Annotated in this window: 27 protein-coding genes; 6 read left to right on the top strand and 21 right to left on the bottom strand. The window is 43.1% G+C overall.

The window, feature by feature from the left end:
- Nucleotides 1–227 (bottom strand): transposase (locus tag B9G53_RS14120; RefSeq protein ID WP_141211781.1); only part of this gene is annotated, 227 nt, incomplete at its 3' end.
- 95 nt (nt 228–322) lie between these two features.
- Nucleotides 323–979: a response regulator transcription factor gene (locus tag B9G53_RS14115; RefSeq protein WP_094533361.1), complete on the bottom strand. Its 657-nt coding sequence runs from the start codon at nt 977–979 to the stop codon at nt 323–325.
- A gap of 275 nt (nt 980–1,254) precedes the next feature.
- On the opposite strand from B9G53_RS14115, the gene B9G53_RS14110 reads away from it, so the two are divergent.
- Nucleotides 1,255–2,310, top strand: coding sequence for a T4 RnlA family RNA ligase (locus B9G53_RS14110; protein WP_094533359.1), 1,056 nt, complete (start codon nt 1,255–1,257; stop codon nt 2,308–2,310).
- Nucleotides 2,311–2,344: 34 nt separating this feature from the next.
- Here B9G53_RS14110 and B9G53_RS14105 read toward each other — a convergent pair whose 3' ends face one another.
- The 4 genes from B9G53_RS14105 to B9G53_RS14090 form a co-directional block, all read right to left on the bottom strand.
- A complete protein-coding gene (locus B9G53_RS14105; RefSeq protein WP_254923657.1) occupies nt 2,345–2,830 on the bottom strand; it encodes a PPC domain-containing protein in 486 nt (161 codons plus the stop codon).
- Nucleotides 2,827–3,654, bottom strand: coding sequence for a segregation/condensation protein A (locus B9G53_RS14100; protein WP_094533357.1), 828 nt, complete (start codon nt 3,652–3,654; stop codon nt 2,827–2,829). Before B9G53_RS14100 ends, B9G53_RS14105 begins: the two co-directional genes overlap by 4 nt.
- Before the next feature lie 102 nt (nt 3,655–3,756).
- Nucleotides 3,757–4,104: a lipopolysaccharide assembly protein LapA domain-containing protein gene (locus tag B9G53_RS14095; RefSeq protein WP_094533355.1), complete on the bottom strand. Its 348-nt coding sequence runs from the start codon at nt 4,102–4,104 to the stop codon at nt 3,757–3,759.
- 229 nt (nt 4,105–4,333) lie between these two features.
- The gene (locus B9G53_RS14090) at nt 4,334–4,636 is read right to left on the bottom strand and encodes a hypothetical protein (RefSeq protein ID WP_176453218.1); all 303 of its coding nucleotides are present in this window, start codon (nt 4,634–4,636) and stop codon (nt 4,334–4,336) included.
- A gap of 230 nt (nt 4,637–4,866) precedes the next feature.
- Here B9G53_RS14090 and B9G53_RS14085 point away from each other — a divergent pair, with 230 nt between their 5' ends.
- On the top strand, nt 4,867–5,724 hold the full coding sequence (locus B9G53_RS14085; protein ID WP_094533351.1) for a fructosamine kinase family protein: 858 nt from the start codon (nt 4,867–4,869) through the stop codon (nt 5,722–5,724).
- A 45-nt stretch (nt 5,725–5,769) separates the two neighbouring features.
- Here B9G53_RS14085 and B9G53_RS14080 read toward each other — a convergent pair whose 3' ends face one another.
- Nucleotides 5,770–6,426: a DUF2834 domain-containing protein gene (locus tag B9G53_RS14080; RefSeq protein WP_094533349.1), complete on the bottom strand. Its 657-nt coding sequence runs from the start codon at nt 6,424–6,426 to the stop codon at nt 5,770–5,772.
- Between the two features lie 164 nt (nt 6,427–6,590).
- Between B9G53_RS14080 and grpE the strand changes: the two genes are divergently transcribed.
- The gene (grpE, locus tag B9G53_RS14075) at nt 6,591–7,226 is read left to right on the top strand and encodes a nucleotide exchange factor GrpE (RefSeq protein ID WP_094533347.1); all 636 of its coding nucleotides are present in this window, start codon (nt 6,591–6,593) and stop codon (nt 7,224–7,226) included.
- A gap of 101 nt (nt 7,227–7,327) precedes the next feature.
- Here the strand turns inward: grpE and cobJ are convergent, their stop codons facing one another.
- The 3 genes from cobJ to B9G53_RS14060 form a co-directional block, all read right to left on the bottom strand.
- A complete protein-coding gene (gene cobJ, locus B9G53_RS14070) occupies nt 7,328–8,743 on the bottom strand; it encodes a precorrin-3B C(17)-methyltransferase (RefSeq protein ID WP_094533345.1) in 1,416 nt (471 codons plus the stop codon).
- A 76-nt stretch (nt 8,744–8,819) separates the two neighbouring features.
- Nucleotides 8,820–9,095, bottom strand: a complete 276-nt coding sequence (locus tag B9G53_RS14065; protein WP_094533343.1) for a TMEM165/GDT1 family protein — start codon at nt 9,093–9,095, stop codon at nt 8,820–8,822.
- A gap of 5 nt (nt 9,096–9,100) precedes the next feature.
- On the bottom strand, nt 9,101–9,463 hold the full coding sequence (locus B9G53_RS14060) for a TMEM165/GDT1 family protein (protein ID WP_094533341.1): 363 nt from the start codon (nt 9,461–9,463) through the stop codon (nt 9,101–9,103).
- Nucleotides 9,464–9,829: 366 nt separating this feature from the next.
- On the opposite strand from B9G53_RS14060, the gene B9G53_RS14055 reads away from it, so the two are divergent.
- Nucleotides 9,830–10,096 (top strand): transposase, encoded by a 267-nt coding sequence (locus B9G53_RS14055; protein WP_176453217.1) that lies wholly within the window; start codon nt 9,830–9,832, stop codon nt 10,094–10,096.
- Nucleotides 10,097–10,754: 658 nt separating this feature from the next.
- Here B9G53_RS14055 and dut read toward each other — a convergent pair.
- From dut to B9G53_RS14030, 5 genes are all read right to left on the bottom strand, one after another.
- Nucleotides 10,755–11,192 (bottom strand): dUTP diphosphatase, encoded by a 438-nt coding sequence (gene dut / locus B9G53_RS14050; RefSeq protein ID WP_094533337.1) that lies wholly within the window; start codon nt 11,190–11,192, stop codon nt 10,755–10,757.
- A 73-nt stretch (nt 11,193–11,265) separates the two neighbouring features.
- Entirely contained in the window at nt 11,266–12,978 is a 1,713-nt protein-coding gene (locus B9G53_RS14045; RefSeq protein ID WP_094533335.1) for a serine/threonine-protein kinase, read from the bottom strand.
- A gap of 2 nt (nt 12,979–12,980) precedes the next feature.
- Nucleotides 12,981–13,502 (bottom strand): DUF4330 domain-containing protein, encoded by a 522-nt coding sequence (locus B9G53_RS14040; protein WP_094533333.1) that lies wholly within the window; start codon nt 13,500–13,502, stop codon nt 12,981–12,983.
- Nucleotides 13,503–13,749: 247 nt separating this feature from the next.
- Nucleotides 13,750–14,370 carry a DUF2059 domain-containing protein gene (locus B9G53_RS14035; RefSeq protein WP_176453216.1) on the bottom strand — a complete coding sequence of 207 codons (621 nt, stop codon included), beginning with the start codon at nt 14,368–14,370 and terminating at the stop codon, nt 13,750–13,752.
- Between the two features lie 77 nt (nt 14,371–14,447).
- Nucleotides 14,448–15,071: a cofactor assembly of complex C subunit B gene (locus tag B9G53_RS14030; RefSeq protein ID WP_094533329.1), complete on the bottom strand. Its 624-nt coding sequence runs from the start codon at nt 15,069–15,071 to the stop codon at nt 14,448–14,450.
- A 66-nt stretch (nt 15,072–15,137) separates the two neighbouring features.
- Here B9G53_RS14030 and B9G53_RS14025 point away from each other — a divergent pair, with 66 nt between their 5' ends.
- Nucleotides 15,138–16,352 (top strand): DUF790 family protein, encoded by a 1,215-nt coding sequence (locus tag B9G53_RS14025; RefSeq protein ID WP_094533327.1) that lies wholly within the window; start codon nt 15,138–15,140, stop codon nt 16,350–16,352.
- Nucleotides 16,353–16,417: 65 nt separating this feature from the next.
- On the opposite strand, the gene B9G53_RS14020 is transcribed toward B9G53_RS14025, so the two are convergent.
- The 6 genes from B9G53_RS14020 to B9G53_RS13995 all read right to left on the bottom strand — a co-directional run bounded on the left by B9G53_RS14020 (nt 16,418) and on the right by B9G53_RS13995 (nt 24,529).
- Nucleotides 16,418–17,323 carry a DUF6671 family protein gene (locus B9G53_RS14020; protein WP_254923656.1) on the bottom strand — a complete coding sequence of 302 codons (906 nt, stop codon included), beginning with the start codon at nt 17,321–17,323 and terminating at the stop codon, nt 16,418–16,420.
- On the bottom strand, nt 17,313–18,149 hold the full coding sequence (locus B9G53_RS14015; RefSeq protein ID WP_094533324.1) for a nitrate ABC transporter ATP-binding protein: 837 nt from the start codon (nt 18,147–18,149) through the stop codon (nt 17,313–17,315). Before B9G53_RS14015 ends, B9G53_RS14020 begins: the two co-directional genes overlap by 11 nt.
- A 158-nt stretch (nt 18,150–18,307) precedes the next feature.
- Entirely contained in the window at nt 18,308–20,305 is a 1,998-nt protein-coding gene (locus B9G53_RS14010) for a nitrate ABC transporter ATP-binding protein (RefSeq protein ID WP_094533322.1), read from the bottom strand.
- Nucleotides 20,306–20,461: 156 nt separating this feature from the next.
- On the bottom strand, nt 20,462–21,304 hold the full coding sequence (ntrB, locus tag B9G53_RS14005) for a nitrate ABC transporter permease (protein ID WP_094533321.1): 843 nt from the start codon (nt 21,302–21,304) through the stop codon (nt 20,462–20,464).
- Between the two features lie 83 nt (nt 21,305–21,387).
- Nucleotides 21,388–23,115, bottom strand: a complete 1,728-nt coding sequence (locus B9G53_RS14000) for an iron uptake porin (protein ID WP_094533319.1) — start codon at nt 23,113–23,115, stop codon at nt 21,388–21,390.
- Between the two features lie 61 nt (nt 23,116–23,176).
- Complete coding sequence (locus B9G53_RS13995; protein ID WP_094533317.1) at nt 23,177–24,529, bottom strand: CmpA/NrtA family ABC transporter substrate-binding protein; 1,353 nt, start codon at nt 24,527–24,529, stop codon at nt 23,177–23,179.
- Nucleotides 24,530–25,036: 507 nt separating this feature from the next.
- Here B9G53_RS13995 and B9G53_RS13990 point away from each other — a divergent pair.
- Nucleotides 25,037–26,584, top strand: coding sequence for an NAD(P)H-quinone oxidoreductase subunit N (locus B9G53_RS13990; protein ID WP_094533315.1), 1,548 nt, complete (start codon nt 25,037–25,039; stop codon nt 26,582–26,584).
- Nucleotides 26,585–26,606 lie beyond the last annotated feature (22 nt).

The raw sequence follows: 26,606 nt of genomic DNA, 5'->3' as shown, positions 1-26,606 counted from the left end.
CTCAGTACTCCTGCCTCTCGCCATTGCTTGTAATGCCAATACACTGTGGAGTATGGGGGCAAATCTTTGGGCAGGTCTGCCCAATTGCATCCTTGCTTGAGTTGGTAAAATACTCCATCTAATATTTCCCGTTTTGTCCATGTTGGTGGTTTCGTCTTCTTTTTTTTAGGTAACAGAGGTTCTATAATCTCCCACTCTTGATCGCTTAGGCTGCTGCTATATCCCATGTTTGACTCCTTTTTCTACTCTTCCTAAGATACCAAATGGGTTCTATAAAACCCCTTCCTGCCTACTTTTGCAACTGTTTGTCCTGTACTAAGCCTTAATTTACTAGCCCTGATCTTAGAGCCACAACTGCGGCTTGGACGCGATCGTCAACAGATAACTTGTTCATGATCCCCCGCACATGGGTTTTAATCGTGTTGGGGCTAAGGTAGAGTGTTTTCGCAATTTCAGGATTACTCTTACCTTCAACAATTAATTTCAGCACTTCTAATTCCCGTTGCGATAGGTGCGAAGTATTTTCTGGTTGAGTCGGTGGCTTGAGATGATCCATCACTTTGCGAGCAACTTGAGGATCGAGATAGGTTGCCCCATCTTTAGCGGCGGCAAAGGCTGCCAAAAGACTTTCAGTAGATGTGCCTTTGACACAATAGGCATCGGCTCCACTCGACAGTGCCGCGATAATTTCGGTGTCATCGGTATGGGAGCTAAGCATCACAATATGAACATTAGGTGAAGCAGCCTTGATTTTCTGAGTTGCTGAAATTCCATCCAGTCTAGGCAATCCAATATCCATCACAATGATGTCAGGACGTAATTCTTGAGCCATTTTTACACCGATATAACCATCTTCTGCAATGCCAATTACAGTAATATTTGGCTGTTGAGAAAGTGATTGCTCTAATCCAAGTTGGATCAGTGGATCATCTTCAACAATCAGGACTTTCAAAGGTTTCGATGCTGTCGCCACAGTCATAATTCTAAATTTCTCTAAATTTAGTTTGATTGCTTTGATTATATAGTAAAAAGAGAAGAGGAATACTTTGTCCCTCTTCTCTAATTCTCATTATAAAAATCGATTTTGATGAAAGTCAGCCGACGGCTGACTTTTATCAAAATCGATTTAAGGGTTCTAGCACCTCAGGTGCTAAAACCCTTAAATTGGTTTCATAATTAGAATTACTGCTCTTCTCTCGGCAATTCTCCCCATCAGCATGATTGCGATAATTTAAAATTATTAAGGACTATAGAATGAATGCCATCAATTTGGAGAAAATCGATCAACTAATTACTGAAGGATATATCACCAAACGCCCTCATTCTAGTGGTGAGCTATTTATCTATAACTACACAGCCAAAGCGCAGTACGATCGCCTATGGACTCCTGAAACGATCCAATGTCGAGGCTTAATTCTAGATTGTGATGGCGCGATCGCTGCTCGACCTTTATCCAAATTCTTTAATCTGCAAGAACATAAAGAAGCTATTCCCGCAGAACCTTTTGATGTATACGAGAAGATAGATGGCTCTTTGGGAATTTTATATTGGTATCAAGATCAACCCTATATCGCTTCTAGAGGCAGCTTTAACTCAGACCAAGCCATTAAAGCCAACCAAATCTTGATATCACAGTACTCTAACGCAATTCCATTATTAGATCGATCGCTAACCTATCTATTTGAGATTGTCTATCCTGCTAATCGCATAGTCGTCGATTATGGAGACTTTGAAGGTTTGGTATTATTGGCAGTAATTGAAACTGCTTCGGGAACAGAACATGCCATTGAGTCGTTTCAACATTTGGGATTCCCAATTGCGAAAAAGTATGATGGCTTAAAAGATCTAGAAGCGATCGCAAGTCTCAATAATCAGAACCAAGAGGGCTTCGTAATTCGCTTTGCCAGTGGGTTAAGACTGAAGTTTAAGTTTACTGATTATGTGAAATTGCATCGTGTACTGACTCAAGTTACCAGCAAAGTAATTTGGGAGATGTTGCGCGATCAAACTCCCTTTGAGGATATTTTAGAGCGAGTTCCCGACGAGTTTTACAATTGGGTAAAAGAAACTAAGGCAAACCTCATCACTCAATATCAACAAATTGAAGATGCTGCCAAGGCTGACTTTGAGCGTATTATTGCTATTGCTAATCGCAGCGATCGCAAAGAGATGGCAAAGCATATTTTAACTTGCCAAAATCACACAATCCTATTCTCTCTATTAGATGGCAAAGACTATAGTGATTACATTTGGCGAACTATTAAGCCTGCCCATGAAAAACCTTTTATGGATAATGATGAAGCATCATAAATCTCAAAGATAGTTGCGGCGCGAAGCACCGCAACTATTTAATAATTTGGAGCTTGTTGACTCTCAGCGTAAACTTACCGCCACTACTACCACCAAAAGAAGAAACTCGCACAATGTAATTTCCCGATTGACGTATTTTAAAAAAGATCAGTGAATTGGTGCTATCACCGACAGCATCATCATTTTCGGCAACAACTTCACCTTTATTATCCAACAGACTCAATACCGTATCAAAATTTCCAGAGTTTACTGCTATTTCCAAACGCTCATCTTTTTGAACATTAATTATGTAGTCTCGGGCAAACCCTTTCTGACCTGTCGGAATATCTTTATCCGTAAGAATATCATTCACGTCTACACCACTAGCGATCGCAGTTGGTTTATAAATAGTGCTGTTTACCTGCGCTAAAGACAAAGACACATGACTAGTTAGACTGAGGAAGATTACACCTACTCCCACAAAAAATTTCTTAATCAAGTGTTGAGGACGATGATAGTCAGACAAAATTAGATGTTTCACGAAACTTCTTTTAATTCAGCGAATTTCAATTGTAACTGAGTAGAGTCTATTGTGGAATTAGCTGAACTATTAGGAAATGGCAATTCTTTGATCGTTGGTGATTTGATCGTTGGCACAATCTGAATTTTGCCATAAAACTCTGATTGAAATAACTCAACTTTAGATTGAGAAGACATTAACAATAAGCCCCAAAATACACCCACCCGATCATTAAATACTGCTGCTAGATCAGATATCTCAATCTCTTCATCAGGATGCATCAAAAAATAACGCTCAATCTCCTCCACCATTTCCGATAAATTTTCTTTGTGCGCTAGCTGCGCGATCGCCTTCATGGCAGCCTTACGCGCAACTTTGCTTTGGCTTGGGCGTTTGGAGGGTTTACTAGTTTTACGATCGACAATTTCAGAGATCGCCTCAATCTGCGCGATTAACTCTTCTAGGGTGATCCGTCGTGCTTTTGGGGGCAAAGCCACAGGCAAGCGGCGCAACCGTTTATCAAAATCCGTGGGCAAGCGCATTGAGTCGGTGACAATCTCTTCATCTAATTCACCCTGATCGTCGTTGGTATTAGCCTCTTGCTCATAGGCTGATTGCATATCTGATAATGAGTTGGCTTTGAGTAAGACCAACATCGATGCGTAGAGCATCGCTTGACCTGAGTCATATAAATCACGGCGATCGCTGACAATTAACCGCGACAAAAAGCGATCGACTACATCGATCACCTGCACATCCCAAGGATCAATCTCGCCTCTTTCTGCAAGATCAATGAGGAGGGCAATGGCATCTTTGGTAACTGATTCAGCGATCGATAGGGTCATGGAGCTTACAAGAAGCGGATGTTTAAAAATATCACCGATTGCGATGAAATAGCCAGAAAATCTAATTTGAGTAAAATAAAGGGCGCATCTGCGCCCTTTATTTTAGTTTTTAGACTTATCTTCATCGATCTCAACATCGATCGCTGAGGCGGAAACTAAACGCTTGCGCTCCTCAATCTCCACGCTTAAATTCTGCACAGTTTCTTGCAAATTCTGGATCTGCACATTTTTATTCCGCATATCGATAGATTTTTGCAATCCTGACCAGACGCTAAATATCCAAGCTAAAACTGCACCTAAGCCCATTGCCAAGATCAGTTCGACGGAGATCGGAGCGGCTACTTTAAGCTGAGGAATGATTTGGATCGATGCGGGGGACGTATTTTCCAAAGCAAACAGTACTAAAGCAAGAGCAACGATAAAAATGACTACAAAATTAAGCTGACGCACAGTAGTTAAAACCTCATTACTAAATTCTTAGCTAATGGTTTAGCAAACAATGCTCATAATGTCTACAGTATAGAGGTTTTCAGAAAAGCATATGCTCTTCTGAAAACCGTAAAACGAATCACAACAAGGGTTTTGCGGTTTTCGTTTTGCCTAAGGCAAAATGAAAACCGCTATAACAAGAAGAGTGGACGCTTTGCGTCCACTCTTCTTGTAGCGAATTGTATTCAACTTAAGCTTTGATCGCAGTTTTGCGGACACCTGATATTTTGGAATTATTTTGTTTGATTTCCTCTTCTGTTAAAGGCACAATATCAATGTGATTAAATAATGTCGTAACGAAGGTGAAGAGTAAAAAAGGGAGAGAAGTTACCACAATCAAACCCACTGCACCAAAAGAATAAATGGGCTTACTCATTAGCGAAAGCGCTGATGCTAGAGCCGCAAAAATTACGCCTAACCAGACGATTACCTGACCCAAAATATCACTGAGGGTGAGGGTACAAACAAAGCGGTATTTACCAATGTCATTCATCATATTTCACCAACTAGGATAATTTTTAAGGCTGTACTACAATCCTAAATTTTTTAGAAGAGCGACGCTTTGCATCGATCTTCTAAAAAATTTGGATTTGAGCTTATCGAAATTTACTGTAATCAATCAATTAATAGTGTTAGTTCTCAGTATACGAACCGTCTTTTAGTTTTAGGGTTACGTTTTATTGAGAATGCTCTCTCAAACTCTACCGAATTGTGGACAAAATTATGTGGGATGAAATCGCGATCGCCATTTCGCAAGCAACGGGAGAACGCTTTACCAGCGATCGCCGTCAAGCTCAGTCTGGTGGATGCATCAATCAGACAACTCGAATATCCGGTGGTCAGCGTCAATTTTTTGTAAAAACTAATACCGCTAACTGTTTAGATATGTTTGCGGCTGAAGCGATCGCCCTAAAGCAAATATATGCTACCCACACAATTCGCGTACCACAGCCAATTTGTTGGGGGATCGCTAATGATATGGCTTACTTAGTAATGGAAAATCTTGACTTAGACGATCGTCAAGATTGGGAAGCAATGGGTCAAAATCTTGCCGCGATGCATCGCGTAACTAGCGAGCGCGGATTTGGCTGGGAACGTAACAATGTGATTGGAGCAACGCCACAGATTAATAACTGGACTCATAGTTGGCTTGATTTTTGGATTGAATATCGGCTTGCCTTCCAGTTTAATTTGGCTAAACGCAAAGGTTGGCGCTGTAATATTCCCGAAGAAAAAGTTTATAAGGCTCTGTCGAGATTTTTTGATGATTACCAACCACAGCCTTCAATGGTACATGGTGATCTGTGGGGTGGTAATGCGGCGTTTGTCGATGGGGAACCTGTGATTTTTGATCCTGCTTTATATTTTGGCGATCGCGAAGTTGATTTGGCGATGACTGAGTTATTTGGAGGCTTTCCATCCCAGTTTTATCGCGCCTATCAAGTAGCTTATCCATTAAATTCAGGCTATCAACAGCGCAAGACTCTTTATAATCTCTATCACATTCTCAATCATTTCAATCTCTTTGGCGGAGGTTATGGCTCCCAAGCCAATCGCATGATTGAAAATATTTGCCAATAAAAAAGGCATGAATTGCCTTTTTTATTGATATTGATGTCTGATGTTTTAAGCTGTTGCCTCTTGCTCACTTTCAATTAAAGGCGATCGCAAACATAGATAAATTAATGCGCCAATGAGAGGAATAAGTGCAATAAATGAAAAAAAGCGATCATCAGTCATACCGCGTCTTTCCATATCGTCACTGAGCAACCAAGGGAACATCAGCGACAACATACAAAAATCTAAACTCATCACATGAATAAATCGACTAGTCTGCCATTGCTGGATAAAGTCAGTCCAATTGCCATTAGAGAATCCGTACACTAAAAAGTAAAGGGCGATCGCGCTAATCCCAATACCTGCAAAACGCGAATCTAAAATTTTGACATTCCAACCTTTTTTACCAACAAAGGTAGGATTTGGCTCACGCAATGCAAAGTATGGCAACAGGGCAAAGGCTCCTACTAAAAATGAGAGTAACGAAAATAACCAAGTTGGTATTTTCTGTCCCTTTCCATCACTAGCTAACATGCAAGCATAAATGCAAGGAAAAACACCCATCAAATTAAATAGCGCCACAATATAAGCATTTGTCCCTTGCCAGTCACCTGCGATCAGCTTTTGGATTAACGCCAGTGTGTCAGGGCGATCGGGTGGAGCAAAGATGAATGCATAAACCCCAAATAAAATCCAAATCAACCAAAATCCAAGTTTATTAGGCATAGAACAGATAATTATTCAAAGGGGCAGGAAAATGATGATAGTACAATAGTCAGCATAGATCCGCGATGAGGCGAACACTCAACTTCTCATCTTACTAGAAGCTTGTGGGACGGCTAAGCCACCCTACAAACAACAGATTCTTTATTAATTTATTAAATCAGGCTATGAGCGATCGCACTGAAATATTACGTCACCTCATGCAGCTAGTTGGTATATCTAGCTTCCAATTACTTAGCGAGCGCACAGGAATGTCACGTCGGGCGATCGATACGCTGCGTAAGGGTAACGCAGCGACATTGAGATATGTAGATTTAGCGAAGTTAGCAGAAGTATTGCAAATTGAAGTCAACGACCTGATCGCTAAGTTTATTAGTGAGCCAAGTAATTCAGAAGTCTCAATTTCAGCGATCGCGGCTTTGCGCGAAGAATATCAACGCTTGCAGCAAAAATTTGAGCATCAAAAGCAAGAATTGCGATCGCAGTTTGAACGAGAAACTATTCACCAATTAGAATCGCTACTTTTGCAATTACCATCAGCAGCCTATGCATCTCAGCAAAATCCGAATATGCTAGCAAAAAATATTCTGCCTCTATTACGTCCTTTAGATGCACTCTTACAAAAATGGGGAATCACTACGATTGGTTCCGTTGGTGCAGAAGTTCCCTACGATCCACAAAGGCATCAATTAATGGAAGGAAGTGATCAATTAGAAGAAGGCAGTATGGTGGTCGTCCGTTATGTTGGTTATATTCAGGGTGAGAAGTTGTTATATCGAGCTAGGGTTTCTATCGCAATTTAAGAAGCGGTGAAAATAATGCCAATAGTTTAGTCAGCAACCTATGAAGTCCGTAAAATTAGTACAAAACTTGCTCAACAGGTGCGGGATTGGGGAATAGAACTCTAATTGTATGTGCGGGGTGTATACACTCGTAAGCGATCTCCTATTTCTAAAATCTTAGTCTTACTAGAGCCAACAATAATCACCGTTTGCATATCCGCTAGTTCAGGCTCTAATTCTGCAAGGGTAATTACTCGCAAATTTTCACCTTTGCGTCCCATCCTGTGACCTAAAACTACAGGTGTATCAGGCGATCGCCATTTTAATAATGTCTCTTTGGCGGCAGGGAGTTGCCATTTACGCTGTGTGGAAATGGGATTGTAAATCGCGATTACAAAATCAGCTTGGGCTGCGGCGGACAATCTTTGTTCAATGATTTCCCAAGGTTTGAGAATATCTGAAAGTGAAATCGTACAGAAATCATGCCCGATTGGTGCGCCGATCGCTGCCGCCGCCGCTTGCACTGCGGATATACCAGGCGCAACATGAATATTGATTTGATTCCATTTGGGATCAGGATCATCATCCATAACTTCAAAAACTGCGGAAGCCATGCCATAGATCCCCGCATCACCCGATGAAACAATCACTACAGATTTGCCCTCAGTGGCAAGATCGAGCGCATGACGGGCACGTTCTAATTCCACACGATTATCAGAAGCATGGACAATTTTTCCCTCCGTGAATTCTTTAACTAGATTCACATAGGTTTTGTATCCCACAAAATCTGTTGCTGATTCAAGAATTGCTTTGACCTCGGGCGACATCCATTTGGCTGCACCAGGTCCTATGCCAACGATTGAGACTTTACCTATAGGGCTTAGATTTGGAGTATCTTCCGTTTGATAGATCAGATATTTGGAAGTTAATTTAGAAGCGATCGCTTCTAATCTTAATTCACTAGAAATTACTTCTATTGTATGAATAGCATCATCAGCAAAGGGAAGACTACTCTCACTTAACCAAGTTGCTTCACCGATGAGTTTAACGGTTGCTCCTGCTAATAAATCTGCTAAAAAAGTCTTTGATTGTTCGTCAGAATTTAGCAATCGATAGTTAGAGGGAGGCGATAAAAGCGAAGTTTGAAAGCGAATATCGCCTGTAGTCGTAATAGCAGGCTGGACTTTGAGTACCACAGCGATCGCCCTAGCTAGTTCATTTACGCCATTGAGTCCACCGAGTAGAGGCACAACCGCACTGCCATCTTCAGCGATCGCCATTACGGGAGGTTCAGCACGTTTATCGGAGAGCAATGGTGCTAGCGATCGGATCAAAATTCCTGCAGCACAAAGACCAATAATTGAATGTCCTTGACTAAATAATTCGCCAACGGTTTCGCTGAATTTTTCATATTGGCGATCAGCAGTTTGGGTGCGCGATGCAAGTCCATAAATTATGGCGTTAGGGATTACGCTTTGGATTTGCCGAGCGATCGCAATACTTTTCTCTCCTAAGATGATGATGGCAACAGATTTCATGGTTGGTAATGGACATAGTGGGAACCAATTATAAAAGCAAAGCGCCCGCTATGTGGGCGCTTTGCTTTTTGAGGTTTTAGTCGCCATCATTCATAAGCAGACGCATTGCCATCATTGCAAACAACAATGCGGCGATCGCCTTGAGTATTTTTGTTGGCAAAAATACAGAGACACTGTCACCGAGAAATACACCTACACCACTTGCTAGTAATAATGCAGCCGCCGAACCAATAAACACGTATCTGGGCGCTACCGAACTACCACTTAAGCTCATGGTTGCTAATTGGCTTTTGTCACCTAACTCTGACAAAAAAATTGTACCGAAGCTCAGAAATAATAATTGCCAGTCCATATTTTTTAAGCGATCGCTTCCCATAATAAACTAAGTGACAGAATCAGAAAACTCAAGCCAGCTAGGGTGTTTAGTAAGCTTGGGGAGAAAGTTTTCGCTAGCCATTTACCTGCGATTACACCTAATAAACTAGTGGAGACTAAGGCGATCGCGGCTCCAGCAAATACAATCCAAGGCTGATGTGACTGCGCCGAAATCACTAAAACACTTAGTTGGGTTTTGTCTCCAATTTCAGCAAGAAATACGGTGATAAAAGTTGTGGTAATAATTTGCCAATGTTCAGATTTCATCTGATCTTTTACTGGTGATGTCATTATTACTTGAGCTTGCTCAAGCTCTTGGTTGTTCAATTTAGACTTTACAGACATCGTTTACAAGCGTTATTCAAGCTTTTCATAATCATTTCATAGTTTACACAATAAAACAAGAAACGTAGGGGCAATTCATAAAGAAGAGTCGCAGAATCATCATACTCCCTTCCCAGTGAAAGAATAGACATTGCGGCGCGAAGCGCCGCAACGCTATTTCTTGGTTTTATATGTCTATTTCTTCGGTGGGAAAGGAGAAGTTAGAGAGTTAGAGAGACATTGCGAACAAAACTTGCTGTCTAATAGTTTAGCGAGACAAAGAATCATAAAGGTCAGTATTAAGGATTGGAAGCCTGCACTTAATCGCTTTGCTATCCTCTTTGAAGATTGTCTTCATATCGATCTTCTAGACCTTACACATTTTACTTGACAGCCTCAGACATTTATCTTGAAGGAGTTAAATTTCCCTTATCGCTGATTAAGCAAATTTTCGTAAACGAAGACGACACTATTGATGTTCTCTATCTAGTCACTAGCGACCTAACAATCACCTACAAGCAAATTACAACAATCTACCGTAAACGCTGGAAAGTTGAAGAATATCACAAGTCCTTGAAGCAAAATGTGAGGCTATCGAAATCGCCGACTAGAAAAATTGACAGTCAAGCTAATCATTTCTTTGCGTCTTTGTGAGGATATGTGAAATTGGAGATTCTCAAACTTAATTCTAATCTCAATCATTTTGCTCTTAAATCCAAGTTGTATATTAGAGCTTTGCAGAAATCTTACTTGGAATGGCAGTCCCTGAAACTTTTTTAGGCTTCTGCGTAACATGATTTAGTAAATATTGAAGCTTTGGGAGTTATTCCCCGTGAAGATGTTGGTGTGTATCTGACAGCAAGCAAAGGTAAGTCTCAATGCTTGGTTTCGTCCAATCAGAAGGGCTTCTCTAAAAATAGCTATATTCTCAATAAGACAAGGCTAAACCCATTGATTTACCTTAGCTATTCTCAATAATTTTGAATTAATAGAGATACCCATAAGTTGATTAAATGCTTAGTCAAACAGACTACCCCTGTTAAGATGGCTAACGAGCTTGCGTGATTCCAGCGATATAGATCCGTAAAATATCATGTCAAAAGTCCAAGAAAATGGATTTTTGAAGGCTGAAATGACCAATCGACGTTCGATATTTTTGCACCTTAACAGGGGTAGTCAAAGAGACTAAAGAGTTTGAATGTCTCACTCCACAAGAGTTTACAAAAAATTACTTGCGTAATTGAGCTTTTTAGTTTAACTTTCCCAGAGATTTTATAATTTGGTGAATGGAATAGAGTATCTTGTGCGATCGCTACTTCAGTCCAGTACTTCCAAAACCACCGATACCGCGATCGCTAGTTCCTAATCCTCCTTCAATATAAAGAGCTTGAATTACTGGCTTTAATACTAACTGAGCAATCTTCTGTCCTTTGGCGAAGGTATAGGATTCTGTCCCCAGATTGATCACAATCACTTGAATCTCGCCACGATAACCAGCATCAACTGTGCCTGGGGAATTGAGAACTGTTATCCCATGTTTAAGAGCAAGTCCACTCTTAGGACGCACTTGGATTTCATAACCAATGGGAATATCAACAGCTAATCCTGTAGGAATGGCAATGCGCTGCTGTGGTTGCAATGTGACTTCAGCGACTGAATAAACATCAGCACCAGCATCACCAATATGGGCATAGCTGGGAATTATGGCTTCAGGATGTAACTTTTGGAACTTGATTTCGACGGTTTGCATTGATTAGAAGGTGATAATAATAAAGACACGATGATGACGATGGGCAGTGCAAAGCGCTGCCCATCATTGAGTTCTAAAAAGTTAGACTATTCGGATTTGAGGTTGGTTTGGTGGGTTCAGGAGCAGGCTCATTCGGATTAGGCACTGGAGATGGAACAGGTGATCGCGGCGGCTCCGTAGGACTAGCCGTAGGTGAAGGATCAGGGGATGGCAATGGTTCCGTTGGAGTTGGTGATGGTGTAGGTGTAGGCGTGACAGTGGGTGTAGGTGTGGGTGTTGGAGTTCGCGTCGGAGTTGGTTGTGGACGAACAGGTGCTTCTAACTGAACATCAAGTTTATATGTCGTTTCACTCGTACTAGTGGTTTTGATCTTGATATAGTACACACCATCTTTTTTCAGGCGACCTTGCCAATATCCTGTAGCATTGTCGATCGCTTTACGGTCTAGGCTAACTTGATCATCACTTTGGATGGTCATTTGTAAATCTGCACCATTTAAAGAAACGGTAAGAAGTTCATCTTTTTCACCATTAAAACGGACATTGACAACTTGTCCCGCCACGATCTTATCGCTACTAAATCCGCGATTTAAGCCTTCATTCACTGACTTAAGTTCAAGACTAGTATTGATGTTTGTCACATTGGTCGCGCTTGGTGTGGCTGTGGGAGAAGCGATCGCTGTCTCAGTAGGAGTTGTCGTAACTCGATTGCGGCTAAAAAAGAAAGATGTGATCGCCCATGAGCCAACGCCAGCCACTAAAACAATTAAAATTCCTAAGAACCAATTGACGGAACCACTACTGTTTGATCGAGTTGGTGCATTTTGAGGGCTATATGCAGGATTACGATTGCTAGCACCAGCAACAACTGTTTTCTGAGGAATATTGGCGACCACATTAGATGGCACTTGCCGTCCTACTACATAGGTCTTTGCGCCTGAGAATGAGGCTTGAGCAACTTGCAGAGCTTGCATTACCTCGTCCGCCGAACGATAGCGATTGGTGGGTTTGTAGCTCAACATTTGGTTGATCACCCTTGCAAAGGCAGGATTGACATTGGCAAACTGCTGCCAATTCCACGCTAAATTGATGCTGTCAAACAGTTCCGATGGCTCTTTACCAGTGAGCAACACAATCGAAGTTACTGCAAGGGCATAGAGATCGCTATTGGCATAGGCACTTCCTGACTGCAATTGCTCTGGTGGTGCATAGCCCGCTTTGCCTGCAACCGTTGAGGCAGGAATACCCATTTGCGAGTTGAGTTTGGCATTGGTTTCTTGGACAACCCCAAAATCGATCAGCACAGGTAAATTATCCTGCGATCGCAACATTAGATTTTCAGGAGAAATATCGCGGTGAATGATGTTGTGACTATGCAGATAGCTCAGCACTGGCAAAAGCTGTTGCATTAAAGCAAAAATTTCATTCTCCGAAAATGTCTGTCCAACCTTGAGGCGATCGAGTAACAAATTACGATAGTTTTTGCCATCCACATAGTCTTGAACCAAGAGCAATCTACCCTCAGACTCAAAGGTAGCGCGGAAGTCTGGCACTTGAGGATGACGGATTTGATAAAGTACTGAGGCTTCGCGGCGAAAGAGTTCTTTGGCTTTTTCAGTTACTTCTAAAGAATCTTGAGGAGGAATAAATTCTTTGAGTACACAGGTTTCATTAAAGCGCTCTAAATCTTGTGCTAAGTATGTACGCCCCATACCACCCTGTCCAATCGTTGAGCGGATTGCATAGCGACCTTTAAGTATAAAACCTTGAGGAAATGGGGGTTGCATAATTAATACCTCACCGCCATCGCACTACCCCGAATGATATATCTGGGGCCTTCAATATCAATGGATGTACCGACTTTAACCTTTTCACTAGCAAATACAGCCCCATCATTGGTAATTTGGGCAGTTGCTTCGAGGGTGATCGCTAGGTCAGATTGAGAAGTGGCAACAGCGCGGGGATCATCAAAATAAACGGCTGTACCATCAGCTTTAGCGGCGACAATTTTGGGGACTGAAATATCTACTTTTTTGATCGTGACTTCGCCGCGTGGTTGATTGCGGATAATAATTTTCACTTTGTCACCGACTTTGACAAGGTTTTGCGGCTCGTTAGCACTTAAACCACGTACATTCATATCGACTTGGACTGTCTTATTTTCGGCAGATAGCACTTGGGCGATCGAGCTGCCGCTATTGCCAGGGACGATGAGTAAGCCAATCAGAACAATCAGGATCGTCGCGATCGCGCCGATGTCCAGAATGCTGAATTTACCAAATAAACGACCTTGCCGATCTAGAAGTGCCATGCGTATTTTCAGGATGTAACGGTGGAATAGTGTGTTAAAGGTTTGCTAAAAGCGACAAAGCGCTTACAGCATTACAGTATAGCAATCGCTAATACCAATTCACGAAAGTGTAGCAACACTTTTGCGAATTAAAATCCAAACCCAGCAAGGGTTTTTAAGTTAAGAAATGCGTAGCCAGAAGGTTACATTGCTTTTTAATGTAGCGCGGCTTCGCCGCGCCACATTAAAAAGCAATGTCCGTCCTTTATTACTTACGGGGTAATGCGTTTAAAAGCTCTTCGGTAATAATTTCGGTCATGATGCGCGACATTTGGGGCATCAAAATTTCGTTAGTACGCTGAAAAGAGTCATTAAAAATCTGTGGCATCAAACTAATGGCTTTTTTGCCAGTTGACGACTTATAAAAACCGATAATGTCTCGTAATTCCGATTCTGTAAAATACTTGTCATAGATCGGATATGAAACCTGTTCAATTAACTGATTGACATCAATTTTTTTGACCACGCGATCGCGATACTTGCCCGCCATGCGCGAGACGATCTCACTAAATTGTTTCTGAATTTCTGGGCGATCGCTGTCGAGGGCAGGCGCATTTTTGAGGACTGCGGATACCAGCTTCGGCAACTCGGAACGCACCATCGAATCCATGATCTGTTCAGCATTTTTAGTAGATTCTGTAATCTCTAGCAACTCTTTGATCAAGGCTCGTTTTTCTTGTGAAATAATCGGCGCACTTGGCTTGATAGGCTTAGTTGTATTACTACTTTCTTGAGGTGTTTGGGCGATCGCTTGATGAGATGCGGGCAAGACTAAGCTAGTAGTAAGCAATGAAGACAAGGCAGTAGTTAGAAAAATGCGGTTTAGCATAATTTTTTTTAGTGTAATGAGGAAAACCTGTGGCGAACGCGCAGCGTTCGCCACAGGTTTTAGATCAGATGAGTTACTCATGAGGACATTTTTTCGAGATTATAGGTGAGTTTTTCTGCGATCGCCGTTACCCAATTTTCATCTTGCTTAGTATAGCTACGAGGAATATTTGCTCCTAATACCATGACTCCTTTTTCGCCCAGAGGTTGCACGATTACACCCTGAGTATTTTCGGGTAGATAATCAAACTCCACCCGTCCTGGATAAAGCTCTAATTTGACTAGATAAATTGGCTTCTGGGTTTTCATTACGCGCTCAGCGATCGCGCCGATATTTACCTGTTTGCTTTTGCCTAAAATGCCTCGGCGGAGAATAGTTTGGCGATCGTAATAAACCGCTACCACCTTAGTAACTGTATTAGTCAGCAAAATATGCGAAGCCCAAGCCAGTTCAGTTTTAACTGCATCGCTTAGCGAGTCATCAATTTCTAACCCTTCTCCGCCAATCAAAGTTACAGCCTCAGGGGGCTTCGGCTGAGCTTGTTGCCATAGTAACCCCACTAAAATCAACACAGCACTCAATAAAACCCCTAGAGCATCAGCGCGAGATTGGCTAGCCGTGAGATTGAATGTTACCATCCGATTTGCTAGTAGGGCAAAGCCTCCCAACGTCCCTACCACAAGGGGCAAATATCGAATCATGTTTACTCTTATACTCAAATGACAATAAATACTCTGCTTTTAAATTAGCATTTTCGTGAAACATCTATGCTGCCTAGCGAACTCCTGATGCATCGACTGAATGGCGAAACCGTCGTTCCTAAACGATTGAAATTAGATGATAAGCATCAGGCGATCGCCATAGAATTAATCGCAATTTTTGAGAATGCTAATGGTGGTACACAGGGGGAACTCGATCGCCTATTGCAAGAACTTGAAGGCGATACTCCTGACTATCGGGTGAAGCGAGGATTAGCTCATATTCTCAAATCCAGCTTCAGCACCTTTGAAATTATGAGTCCCCTCGAACCGCAGGAATTACGTCGCCGCATTTTTGAATTATCAGCGCAAGTTATCCCTAGTCAGCAAGTTACAAAGCAAACCCTTACAAAACTTGCCGATAAACTGACCGAAGAACTGAAACGCGAAGTCCTACCTTCCCAAATTACAACGGGACTCTATGCCGATCTGATGGAAAATCGGATTCTGACCGAATTTGAAAGCCCTACGCCTGAAGCCCTCATTCATCGTTATAATCTCTCGCAAGTGCAGGGGATTTTCTATCGGGCAAGTCATATGACGCTCAAAGTCCATCGAAATGATCCAGGAGAATACAAGCTACTGTTCCGTTATCTCAAACTATTTCAATTGATGTCCTATATTGAAGGTGATGTTGATTATGGCTTTACGATTACCGTTGATGGCGCAACGAGTCTGTTTGGTACGAGTACCCGTTACGGATTAGCGATCGCCAAGCTACTTCCTGCTTTACTACATGTTACTAAATGGAGCCTCAACGCCACTCTCGTTGAAAAAGATGCTTATTCAAAACAAAAGCGCACTGGTTTATTTACGCTCGATTCTGATTGTGGCTTAGTTAGTCATTATCCTGCTGGCAAAATGTATGACAGTGCGATCGAGTCATCGTTTGCTGAGCGATGGGCAGAATTAAAAACAGAATGGAAGTTAGAAAGAGAAGTTGATTTAATTCCTATCCCTGGAAGTGTGATGATTCCAGACTTTCGATTAGTGCATCCCGATGGACGTACTTATCTCTTAGAGATTGTCGGCTATTGGCGACCTGAATATTTACGCAAGAAATTTTCGCAAGTGCGGCAGGCTAATTGTGAGAATTTGATTTTGGCGATTTCTGAACGCCTAAATCTGGAGAAGGCTGGCGTAAAAGTAAGTGATACGCCTGCACTGACGGTTTGGTTTAAGGATAAACTTTCGCCCAAAGTCGTTTTACAAGCGATCGAATAAATTCCCAACAGAAGAGTGCGGCACAGCCGCACTCTTCTGTTGCATGGTGCGGCTGCACCACAAAACTAAGGATTGCAATAGGAGCAGTACATCGGATCAGCAGTTTGTACTTCATCTGGAAATAGAACTTCTTGCTGAAACTGGCAGCGATCGCAACGATAGACATTAGCGCGGGTAGCTCTTGTAGGCAATCCGCAAAGCTCGCAGGGTAATCCCTTAATTCGTTTCACCACATCGAAATTCACAAAATTACAATTGGGACAGAGTTGCTGTAATTTGCGAACGAGATCTTCTGTTGCTTTGGTAATATTTTTCATGCGAGTGGGATTATATAGCGCTCGCATATCTGTCTCTATGTAGATTTGTGGTGCTTGTCTCAGCAACTTATGGACAGACTCCTTGAGCAAATCTTCTGAATTAATGCCTTTATAAATTGATTCTTTTGCGGAAGTCTGAGCATCTGGGATTAAGACAACTGCATGATCGGGAAAGCCAATTTGGAGAGCGAATTCATAGGCTTGCTCGTAGCTAGAAATCTCTTGATGGCGAAAATTAGTATCTGCGGAGAGAGATTCGCCATATACAGTGAAATCATGCTTTTTATCCAGCAATAAAACAAGTTCGCGATTGTAAGCTATGCCTAAAATTGGATGCGCAAAGAAACTACCTTCACTAGCGATCGCTAAATCTGCATCACTTATCTCTAAAGCTTTCTCAGCCTTAATCTTAGCAGTTTCAATTTGATTGGCAGGACGCTCAATATCGCGGGTAAATGTGCCAAAGCGATCGCTGTCAAAATCCTGCGCTACAGTAACCTTGACTCCTAATGATGTTTCGAGAACTGGGGCGATCGCTAATTCCTTGCGGTGCATTGTTGCAATTACCGCAAGGCGATCAGTAAACTCGATTCGATGGTCTTGTTCCCCTCTCCCGTTGGGAGAGGGGCTAGGGGTGAGAGCATCACTCATCATGGGCAAAGCGATTATAAAGAAAGTCTAGGGCTGTATTTCTAAGATCGTAGTATAGAGGATCTTCCATGATTTGGGCGCGATCGCGGGGACGAGGGAAAGGAATTCGCATGATTTCGCCAATATTAGCGGCAGGACCATTGGTCATCATCACAAGGCGATCGGCTAGGAATAAAGCCTCATCGATATCGTGGGTAATCATTAATACGGTACAGCGATGCTCCGTCCAGATTTGTAATAGTTCCTCTTGTAGTTCCTCTTTGGTAATCGCATCCAAAGCGCCAAAGGGTTCATCAAGAATCAATACTTCAGGACGGATTGCTAAAGCTCTAGCGATCGATACGCGCTGCTTCATCCCCCCCGAAATTTGAGTGGGCTTTTTCTCGGCGGCTTCACTTAATCCCACCATTGCCAAATGATGGCGGACGATATCATTTTTTTCGCCTTTCGACATGTTGGGATTAACTGAGTCAACGGCAAGCATGACATTTTCATACACTGTTAGCCAAGGCAAGAGCGCATAACCTTGAAATACCACCATGCGATCGGGACCTGGTTTGGTGATCAGTTTGCCATTGACTGTTACTTCACCAATGGAAGGCTTTGAGAAGCCGCCGACCATATTTAAGAGAGTAGATTTACCACAGCCAGAGTGACCAATTAAACAAATAAATTCACCTTCTTGAATATGCAGATTGACATCCTTAAGAACAACATATTCACCTTTTGGCGTGGGATAGATTTTAGAAACATTTTCGATTCGCAAGAATGCTTCTTGGGGTGGAATTTGGGCGATTTGGTTTGTATATTCAAGAATGGTTTGGGTCATGTTCTTTTTGCTCTCTTTGAAAAATTGGTTGTGAAAGTAAGTAGGTTACGATCCCCCCAGCCCCCCCTTGTAAAGGGGGGAGAATCAATTTATTTTCTTCTTCCCCCTTTACAAGGGGGATTGAGGGGGATCAAGTAGAATTTTTGCTAAAGAAGGAACTAAGCAACCATTCGCATTGATTCCATCGCAATTTCTGCCATCGTGATATTTCGTTTAATGTCTAGATGGTTGAGATAGCCAATGGGATCTTCAGCATTAAAGGGAATATCATCAAAGAGTTGAATCGCATTGCGGCTGTAGGTGATGTCTGTTAGACCCAACTCACGGGCAGCAGTACTGAATACGCCGACGCGACAGGTTTTCTCTAATACTTCCACCCAGTTACGTGGGAAGGGAACATCGCCCCAACGTGCCATCTGGGTAATGTGCCAGAGATGCTCAGAACGGCTCGGACGATTGACACCAGCCCCATAGAACTGGTGGTGAGCAGGTTCGCGCATGGGAGTGTCGATCGCACAGGTGACATCATCAGGGTTGCCTAAATGGATGTAGTTAACATTGGTGCTGACGTAGGCGCGACGGGAGAGAATTTGACGGATCTCTTCGGAATTATTTTGGTCGGCGCAATACATACAGGCTTCCAAAAGAGCCTTAACGAGAGCGATATGGGTATTGGGATAAGCATTAGCCCAATCTTCGCGCACACCAAGAACCTTCCCAGGGTGTCCTTGCCAGATTTCTAAATCCGTTGCCACAGTAAAGCCGATATTTTCCATGGCGGCGCGGAAGTTCCAAGGCTCACCAACGCAGAAACCATCGATACTACCTGCTTTGAGGTCAACTACCATTTGGGCGGGAGGAATAGTTTTGAGTTCCACATCGAGATCGGGGTCGATACCGCCAGCCGCTAACCAATAACGGAGCAGCAAATTGTGCATCGATGAGGGATGAACTACGCCCATGCGGTGAGTGCGATCGCGAGTATTTTGCAACATCGCTTTGAAGTCAGCGAGAGTATGAATGCCGCGATCGTAGAAATGCTTATCAAGGGTAATGGCGTTACCGTTGCGGGTCATGGTTAGGGCTGTAACAATGGGCTTACAAGCACCGTTGCCGCCTAGAGTCATCCACATTGGCAAACCTGAAGGCATTTGTGCCGCATCAAGATAGCCTCCTGCAATACCGTCAACAATTCCGCGCCAACTGGTTTCACGCACAAGGGAAACTTCATCCAGTCCATGCTTCTCAAAAAAGCCTTTTTCCTTAGCTACAGCGATCGGCGCACAGGCGGTTAAGGGAACGAATCCGATCTCTAAATTGACTTTTTCTAAGCCATGACGGGCAACCGTTGTCACCTTGCGAGCATTCAATTTCTTGACGCGCTTTTGCTGATTTAAGAAGTAAATAATTTCACTGCGAAGGCTGTAGTAACTGGGATGATTGACTGCTTCCATGCGTTGACGAGGACGAGGAATATCCACCTCCAAAATGTTACCGATTTTTGAGGCGGGTCCATTGGTCAACATGACAATGCGATCGCTTAGTAATACTGCCTCATCGACATCGTGAGTAACCATTACCGCTGTGATCTGATCTTCGTTACAGATCTGCATCAGCTTTTCTTGCAAATTGCCGCGAGTCAGTGCATCCAAGGCTCCAAAGGGTTCATCGAGGAGCAAGAGTTTGGGACGGACGGCTAGCGCTCTGGCGATCGCTACCCTCTGACGCATCCCACCCGATAATTGGGTGGGTGGTTTATCGATCGCATGGGCAAGCCCGACCATATTCACATAACGTTCCACCAGATCATGACGTTCGCCCTTTGGCAGATGGGAAAGAACTTCATCAACGGCCAGAGCCACATTTTCCCGTACCGATAGCCAAGGCAACAGCGAATAGTTTTGAAATACCACCATGCGATCTGGCCCTGGGCGAGTTACACGCTCATCTTCGAGCATCACTACGCCGCCCGTAGGTAAGTCTAAACCTGCAATCATATTGAGCAAGGTTGACTTACCACAACCAGAGTGACCGATGAGAGAAATAAATTCGCCTTTTCTTATTTGGAGGTCAATTCCTTTAAGGGCAATATATTCTTTTCCGCCGCCCAATGGGAATGTTCTTTCTACCTGATCAACTAAAACAAAATCCTGCATTTTAAAATTCTCCTTCGTTTTATAAAACTTTTTTAACCCCTCCCTAACCCTCCCCTTGCAAAGGGTAGGGAACAAGATTTCTTGTTTATTTCCTTTTCAAAGGGAGAGAATTCAACTTCTTGTCTCCCCCCTTGAAAGGGGGGACTAAGGGGGGTATTACTTCTGTTCTTCAGGCAAGATCACATTTTGAAGCCATGCAACGGCGCGATCGAGAATCAAGCCCACAGCACCGATGTAAACTAGAGCCAAAATTACTTCACCCACCTTGTCATTGGTGTAGGAGTTCCAGATGAAGAAACCAATACCGACAATACCTGACATGATGATTTCCGCAGCGATAATCGCAAGCCATGCTAGACCGATGGAAATGCGTAAACCAGTGAAGATATAGGGCAGTGCCGAAGGAATCAAAATCTTGAAGAAATACTTTTGCTTAGAGAGTTGTAGGACTCGCGAAACATTGCGATAGTCTTGAGGAATTTGCTTCACACCAACCGCAGTATTTAACAAGATCGGCCATACAGCAGTAATAAAGATAACAAACAAGGCGGCGGGTTCATTTTGACGTAAAGCGGCAAGTGCAATGGGAACCCATGCTAGGGGTGGCACTGTTCGCAAAAATTGGAACAATGGATCGAGGGCTTTATCAATAACTGCATTAGTCCCCACCAGAATCCCGACACTAATACCCACGATCGCCGCCAGTGAGTAACCCTTAGCAACGCGCTCAAAACTAGCGAGGGTTTGCCAGAACAAGCCTTTATCCGTACCACCGCGATCGAAGAAGGGATAAAGTAACAGGTTACGAGTGTTTTTTTCATAAATAATGTCGAATGGGCTAGGCAGTTTTAGTAAACCAGTAGCCGAGAGAACTTGCCAAACCAGTAAAAATCCTAATAGTCCGATGATTGGGAGCGCCCAGTTTTGAGCATTCTTTTGCCAAAATTTGCTGAGCGATCGCCCAAAGCTACCGTTACGATTACCAACACTTACTGCCATAATTTTTTAATCCTAGAGAATCAAGTAAATTGTTTTTTGATAAGAGCGAATCGCTTTTAACTATTCGCTCTTTTAGCTGTTATTTAGAACGTAAACGTAGTACGAACTACTCCAACGGTCGCGGTAGGTGCGTTGTTGATACCTTCGGGGTTAAAGACGAAGAACACTCCTGGGGTAACGCTGATATTTTTAGAAAGTTTGAAATTGAAATATCCTTCCAAGTGATAGGGTTTAGCGGTAATCCCAGTGGGATTAGCAAGCCCACCAACAGCATTACGTGCTAGAGGCTGTCCAAAGATAAGCCCAGCCGTGTTGCCTTCATTGAAGACATCATTGAAATGAAATCCTGTCATCCAACTAGTAAAGGTGGTGGAAGCATCCTTATTAGTAAGGTTGGCAAAAATCCAAGCGCCAGATAGATTAAAAGCAATCTTGGGAGTAATCCGCCATGTCAAAGTTGAACCGATAGAATTCATTTTGATTGGGTCGGTTAGTGCTGTCCCTGCTCCACTAATTGCATTAATGTCTGCGGAAGCTAAACCTGTTCCCAAAATATTAATCTGGTGATAGCTATTGGCATAGTTGAGTCCGATATCAAGAGTAGAAGTGGGTTTGAGGGTTAATTGGGCAGCTGCAACGCTACTACCGCCAAAGAAGCCCGCCCCAAGCAAAGTCGTGGCACTGTTGGTCGGAATCGCAGAGTTAACACTTCCATATAAAGCTCGAAAATCAACCTTATCGGAAGGAGTCCAGATAAAACCAACGGCAGCGGCTAGCCCAGTACCAGATGTCCCTCCAGATACACGGGTCGCAGCATTTAAACCCTGACCAAAGCGGGAGATAGAGCCTTGCCCTTCACTAGCAAATGGGCTAATTGCGGGGAAAGCATCAGAAACTTCCGCATTAGAACCTGCAAACATTGTCAACTTATCAGCAACTGGGAAAATGTAGAGTAACTTGTAAAGATTGACCGAGTTTGCGGCTGCTGTATTGGAGTTAGATGGATTGAAATTGAGGAATTGATTCTCAAATCCCAATTTCACGTTACTAGAACTGCCAAGGGGATCGGCATAGCCTAAAGGTGCAGCTAGACTGTTGATATTGGTAGCTTGTAAGCCTGTAATCAATAAGTCCTTACCAGAAAAACTGGTCAATAAATTTAGGCGTACACGGTTATTAAAAACAATGTTAGTGTTTGTGCCACTGTTGTTAGGATTTGCTCCTGTTGCGCCTGACACGCTGAAAATTGCTTCACCGCTTAGTTTGGTTGTAGTGGAGAACTGTTGAGCCTCAAGCTTGGCAGTCTTCGCGTCAAGGGCATCAACCCGACCTCTCAAAGTTGCAAGTTCCGCAGCAAATTCCTCTTGGAGCTTTTGCAAGGTTGCGAGGTCTTCTTTGCTAACCTTGTCAGCTAATCCCGCCGAAATAATCTCATTGATTTTGTCAAGACAAGCATTTAAACCAGCCGCAAATTCGTAGCGGGAGGTCGCTTGTTTGCCGCGAAATGTGCTATCGGGATAGCCTGCGATGCAGCCATAGCGCTCAACTAGCGATTGTAAGGCGGTAAAAGCCCAATCCGTAGGACGCACATCTGATAATTGAGAAACAGAGGTGACATTCTGAGCGATAGGATCGGTAGCGATCGCCTTAAGTTGAGTTTCGCTAGAAACTTGGGGGATAGTAGTTTTAGTTTCAGTGGATGCAACTGTTGAAGAACTAGTAGGATTTGCCTCTGCTGACAAAGATATCGAGCCTAAAGCTAGTGGCAAGCTTAGTAGAAGCAATCCGAGACGACTGGCATGAATTTTCAAGATTAATTTTCCTCACACAATACTTATTTGTTTTTTAAATTTTTTGACCGAATTTTTTGACCTATGCCTTCTTGATCTTTAGGCTGTCAAGATAGGCTTGAGGATTTTCGGGGTCGAACTTTGTACCGTCAAAGAATTCTTCAATACCGCGAGATGTGCTAGTGGGAATGTCGGCGGCGGTGAATCCTGCTTCCTTAGCTGCCTCGCGCCATAGATCCTCACGGTTGACCTTCTTAATCAAATCCTTAGCCGTAGCTAAAGACTCTTTTGGTAAGAAGCCCCAGCGCACACTCTCTGTAATGAACCAAAGATCATGACTTTGATAGGGATAGGAAACACTTCCCTTGGCATCTTTCCAATAGAGTGGAGCCATGCTCTTGTCATCGATAATGCGTCCGTCACCCATGTCATACTTGCCCATCATCGGATCGGCAAGTACCTCAGGTGCAACCCCAAAGTAGTTTTGACCAGAAACAATCTGGATTAGTTCTTTGCGATTATCGAAGTTATCACACCATTGCTGTGCTTCCATAATTGCCTTCAGCAAGGACTTAGTTGCTTTAGGATATTTATCGACCCAATCCGCACGTAGCGCTAGATATTCTTCAGGATGTCCCTTCCAAATTTCCGCAGTCAGTGCAGGAATGAAACCGATCTTCTCTTTGACGATGCGATAGGGCCAAGGGTCGCCTGTGCTGAAGGCATCCATTGAGCCAGTTTTCATGTTGGCTACGGTTTGCGCCGCAGGTACAGTCAATAATTCGACATCCGTATCAGGATCGACTCCATTGGCCGCTAACCAGTAACGAATCCAAAATTCTTGATTGGCTTTAGGGAAAGTGTAAGCAGCTTTAAATTTCGCTCCTTCAGATTTAGTTTTCTCAAAGAAATCCTTGGCTTTGTCGATTTTGAGGGTTAGTCCTTTGTTTTTGTGCTTATCAGCGATCGCGATCGCATTGCCATGGGTATTTAACTGCAACAGCACATACATTGGGATTTTGAGACTATCAGTAATAATTCCTTCGGAAATTAAATAGGGCATGGGCATTTGCCACTGACCGCCATCAATTCCACCTGCGGAGGAACCAATTTTGACATTATCTCTAGCGGCTCCCCAGTTGGCTTGCTTAGAGATTTCCACATTATCCATGCCATACTTCGCAAAGAAGCCCTTCTCTTTAGCAATAACTAATGGTGCAGCTTCAACAATTGGCAAATAGCCAAGTCTGGCTTTGTTAATTTCAGGAACTTGTTCAGGAGGCAGATTTATTTTGACCGCCTGTGCTGATGTAATCGTCGGTGTGTCTTCTGGAGGGTTACCAAGACATCCCTTAAGTAAGACTGAACTGAGAGCGGTAGCTCCTGCGGTTGCTAAAAAGCGCCGCCTTGAAAAGTTGTTATTGAAACCAGACATAGTTTCTCTCCTAAAACATAATAAATAGGTTTTTTCAAAAAAATAAGACAGCAAAAATTAAGCTGCGATCGCTCTTGAAGTTAATTTGCAAATTTGACTTGCACATTTCAAGGCAATCTCAACGGATCGTGATTAAGAAGCTAAGTTATAAGGTGACTTAGCAAAAATCTTTGAGAACGATTGATTGGTTGCTATTGATATATTAGAGTTAAGTCTTGATAGAGTAAAGTCTATTATTTTTATAATTATCATAGATAATACTCTATTTAACTTACCCTATCAATTACAAACTTCGATTACACATCTCTGTAATACCAATTCGCGAAAGTGTGACAACACTTTTGTGAATTAAAAACTAAACCCCGTAAGGATTTTCAAGTTAAGCAATAGCGTAGCCATTGCTTAACTTGGCACAAAGTAGTTGTCATAAAAGAAGAAGGGAGCAAGAAATTAGAGCGACTCAAGTTTTGCTATACAATTGCCATAGCAACAACACATGAATTAAGTATGGATACAGCAAGTCTCAATGCTCTGCTCAATAGTGGTGCGATCTTGCCAGAACTAATCGTCATTGGGACATTGGTACTCGTATTGATTGTCGATCTGATTGCATCAGGGCGAAAGTCGGTAAATGTTCTACCCTATATTGCGATCGCAGGTTTAGCAGCTTCTACTGCGGCTCTTGTGTGGCAATGGACGGGCTTAGAAAATCCAATCGCCTTTTTGGGCAGTTTTAATAGTGACAAACTCAGCATTATTTTTCGTGGCATTATTGCCCTATCAGCTCTCCTAACGATTCTCGTTTCGGTACGTTATCTAGAGCAGTCAGGTGTGGTAGTTGGCGAGTATCTCGTAATTTTGCTCAGTGCGACCCTCGGCGGTATGTTCCTCACTGGCTCCGACGAAATGGTGATGGTATTTGTCTCCCTTGAAACCCTGAGTATTTCGTCTTACTTGCTGTCGGGTTATACCAAACGCGATCCGCGCTCCAATGAAGCGGCGCTCAAATATTTATTAGTCGGTGCGGCTAGCTCGGCGATTTTTCTTTATGGGATGTCTTTGCTATACGGACTTTCGGGCGGCGAAACCTCTCTGTCGGCGATCGCCTCAAAGATCACCGTTAGCAACACAGCCCTAATCATCTCGATGGTGTTTGTAATTGCAGGGGTTTCCTTCAAGCTCTCCGCAGTACCTTTTCACCAATGGACTCCTGATGTATATGAAGGTTCACCCACGCCTGTAGTAGCCTTTTTATCAATCGGCTCGAAAGTTGCAGGTTTTGGACTTGCTCTCAGATTTTTAATTACCGTTTTTCCTCTGGCTTCTTTGCAGTGGCATTACGTGTTTGTGGTCTTAACCGTTTTGAGCATGGTCTTGGGTAATGTGGTGGCGATCGCTCAAACAAGCATGAAGCGGATGTTGGCATACTCCTCCATCGGTCAAGCAGGATTTGTAATGCTCGGCATGGCTATCGACTCCGAAGCGGGTTACGCCAGCATGATCTTTTACTTGATCCTGTATCTATTCATGAACATGGGGGCTTTCGCCTGTGTGATCCTGTTTGCTTCTCGCACAGGAACTGATCAAATTAGTGAATACAGTGGTCTCTACCAAAAAGATCCTCTTCTCACCTTGGCTTTAAGCGTTTGCCTCCTATCCCTCGGAGGTATTCCGCCCCTTGCAGGTTTCTTTGGTAAGCTCTACATTTTCTGGGCAGGTTGGCAAGCTCAAGCTTACGGCTTGGTATTGCTAGCTCTAGTCATGAGTGTAGTTTCTCTCTATTACTACATCCGCGTTGTCAAGATGATGGTAGTTAAGGAGCCTCAAGAAATGTCTGAGTCGATTAAGAACTATCCTGAGATCACATGGACTCAGGTAGGTATGAAGCCTTTACAAGCGGCGCTTGTATTTACGCTGATCTTTACAGCGATCGCTGGTATTGCATCTAATCCTCTCTTCTCTCTATCCAATCAAGCTGTAAAAGAAACCAAGTTTCTCCAAGCTAAAGCACCAATATCAAAACCAGTTGCAGTCTTACCAACAACTGCACAATAAAGCAAAAGAAAGGGGCGCGTCG

Source organism: Pseudanabaena sp. SR411, from assembly GCF_002251945.1.
In the GTDB taxonomy this organism is placed as follows: domain Bacteria; phylum Cyanobacteriota; class Cyanobacteriia; order Pseudanabaenales; family Pseudanabaenaceae; genus Pseudanabaena.
Note: the sequence above shows the minus strand (reverse complement) of the source record. Positions and strands in the feature narration are given on the sequence as shown.

Excerpts from the sequence above, each read along its gene's own strand:
- B9G53_RS14010 (WP_094533322.1), bottom strand. The coding sequence starts at position 20,305 with ATGCAGGATTTTGTTTTAGTTGATCAGGTAGAAAGAACATTCCCATTG.
- cobJ (WP_094533345.1), bottom strand. The coding sequence starts at position 8,743 with ATGAAATCTGTTGCCATCATCATCTTAGGAGAGAAAAGTATTGCGATC.
- B9G53_RS13995 (WP_094533317.1), bottom strand. The coding sequence starts at position 24,529 with ATGTCTGGTTTCAATAACAACTTTTCAAGGCGGCGCTTTTTAGCAACC.
- B9G53_RS14060 (WP_094533341.1), bottom strand. The coding sequence starts at position 9,463 with ATGTCTGTAAAGTCTAAATTGAACAACCAAGAGCTTGAGCAAGCTCAA.
- B9G53_RS14030 (WP_094533329.1), bottom strand. The coding sequence starts at position 15,071 with ATGATTCGATATTTGCCCCTTGTGGTAGGGACGTTGGGAGGCTTTGCC.
- B9G53_RS14025 (WP_094533327.1), top strand. The coding sequence starts at position 15,138 with ATGCTGCCTAGCGAACTCCTGATGCATCGACTGAATGGCGAAACCGTC.
- B9G53_RS14115 (WP_094533361.1), bottom strand. The coding sequence starts at position 979 with ATGACTGTGGCGACAGCATCGAAACCTTTGAAAGTCCTGATTGTTGAA.
- B9G53_RS13990 (WP_094533315.1), top strand. The coding sequence starts at position 25,037 with ATGGATACAGCAAGTCTCAATGCTCTGCTCAATAGTGGTGCGATCTTG.
- B9G53_RS14085 (WP_094533351.1), top strand. The coding sequence starts at position 4,867 with ATGTGGGATGAAATCGCGATCGCCATTTCGCAAGCAACGGGAGAACGC.
- B9G53_RS14100 (WP_094533357.1), bottom strand. The coding sequence starts at position 3,654 with ATGACCCTATCGATCGCTGAATCAGTTACCAAAGATGCCATTGCCCTC.
- B9G53_RS14080 (WP_094533349.1), bottom strand. The coding sequence starts at position 6,426 with ATGCCTAATAAACTTGGATTTTGGTTGATTTGGATTTTATTTGGGGTT.
- B9G53_RS14035 (WP_176453216.1), bottom strand. The coding sequence starts at position 14,370 with ATGCTAAACCGCATTTTTCTAACTACTGCCTTGTCTTCATTGCTTACT.
- B9G53_RS14015 (WP_094533324.1), bottom strand. The coding sequence starts at position 18,149 with ATGACCCAAACCATTCTTGAATATACAAACCAAATCGCCCAAATTCCA.
- dut (WP_094533337.1), bottom strand. The coding sequence starts at position 11,192 with ATGCAAACCGTCGAAATCAAGTTCCAAAAGTTACATCCTGAAGCCATA.
- B9G53_RS14065 (WP_094533343.1), bottom strand. The coding sequence starts at position 9,095 with ATGGACTGGCAATTATTATTTCTGAGCTTCGGTACAATTTTTTTGTCA.
- grpE (WP_094533347.1), top strand. The coding sequence starts at position 6,591 with ATGAGCGATCGCACTGAAATATTACGTCACCTCATGCAGCTAGTTGGT.
- B9G53_RS14045 (WP_094533335.1), bottom strand. The coding sequence starts at position 12,978 with ATGCAACCCCCATTTCCTCAAGGTTTTATACTTAAAGGTCGCTATGCA.
- B9G53_RS14020 (WP_254923656.1), bottom strand. The coding sequence starts at position 17,323 with ATGATGAGTGATGCTCTCACCCCTAGCCCCTCTCCCAACGGGAGAGGG.
- B9G53_RS14090 (WP_176453218.1), bottom strand. The coding sequence starts at position 4,636 with ATGAATGACATTGGTAAATACCGCTTTGTTTGTACCCTCACCCTCAGT.
- B9G53_RS14040 (WP_094533333.1), bottom strand. The coding sequence starts at position 13,502 with ATGGCACTTCTAGATCGGCAAGGTCGTTTATTTGGTAAATTCAGCATT.
- ntrB (WP_094533321.1), bottom strand. The coding sequence starts at position 21,304 with ATGGCAGTAAGTGTTGGTAATCGTAACGGTAGCTTTGGGCGATCGCTC.
- B9G53_RS14110 (WP_094533359.1), top strand. The coding sequence starts at position 1,255 with ATGAATGCCATCAATTTGGAGAAAATCGATCAACTAATTACTGAAGGA.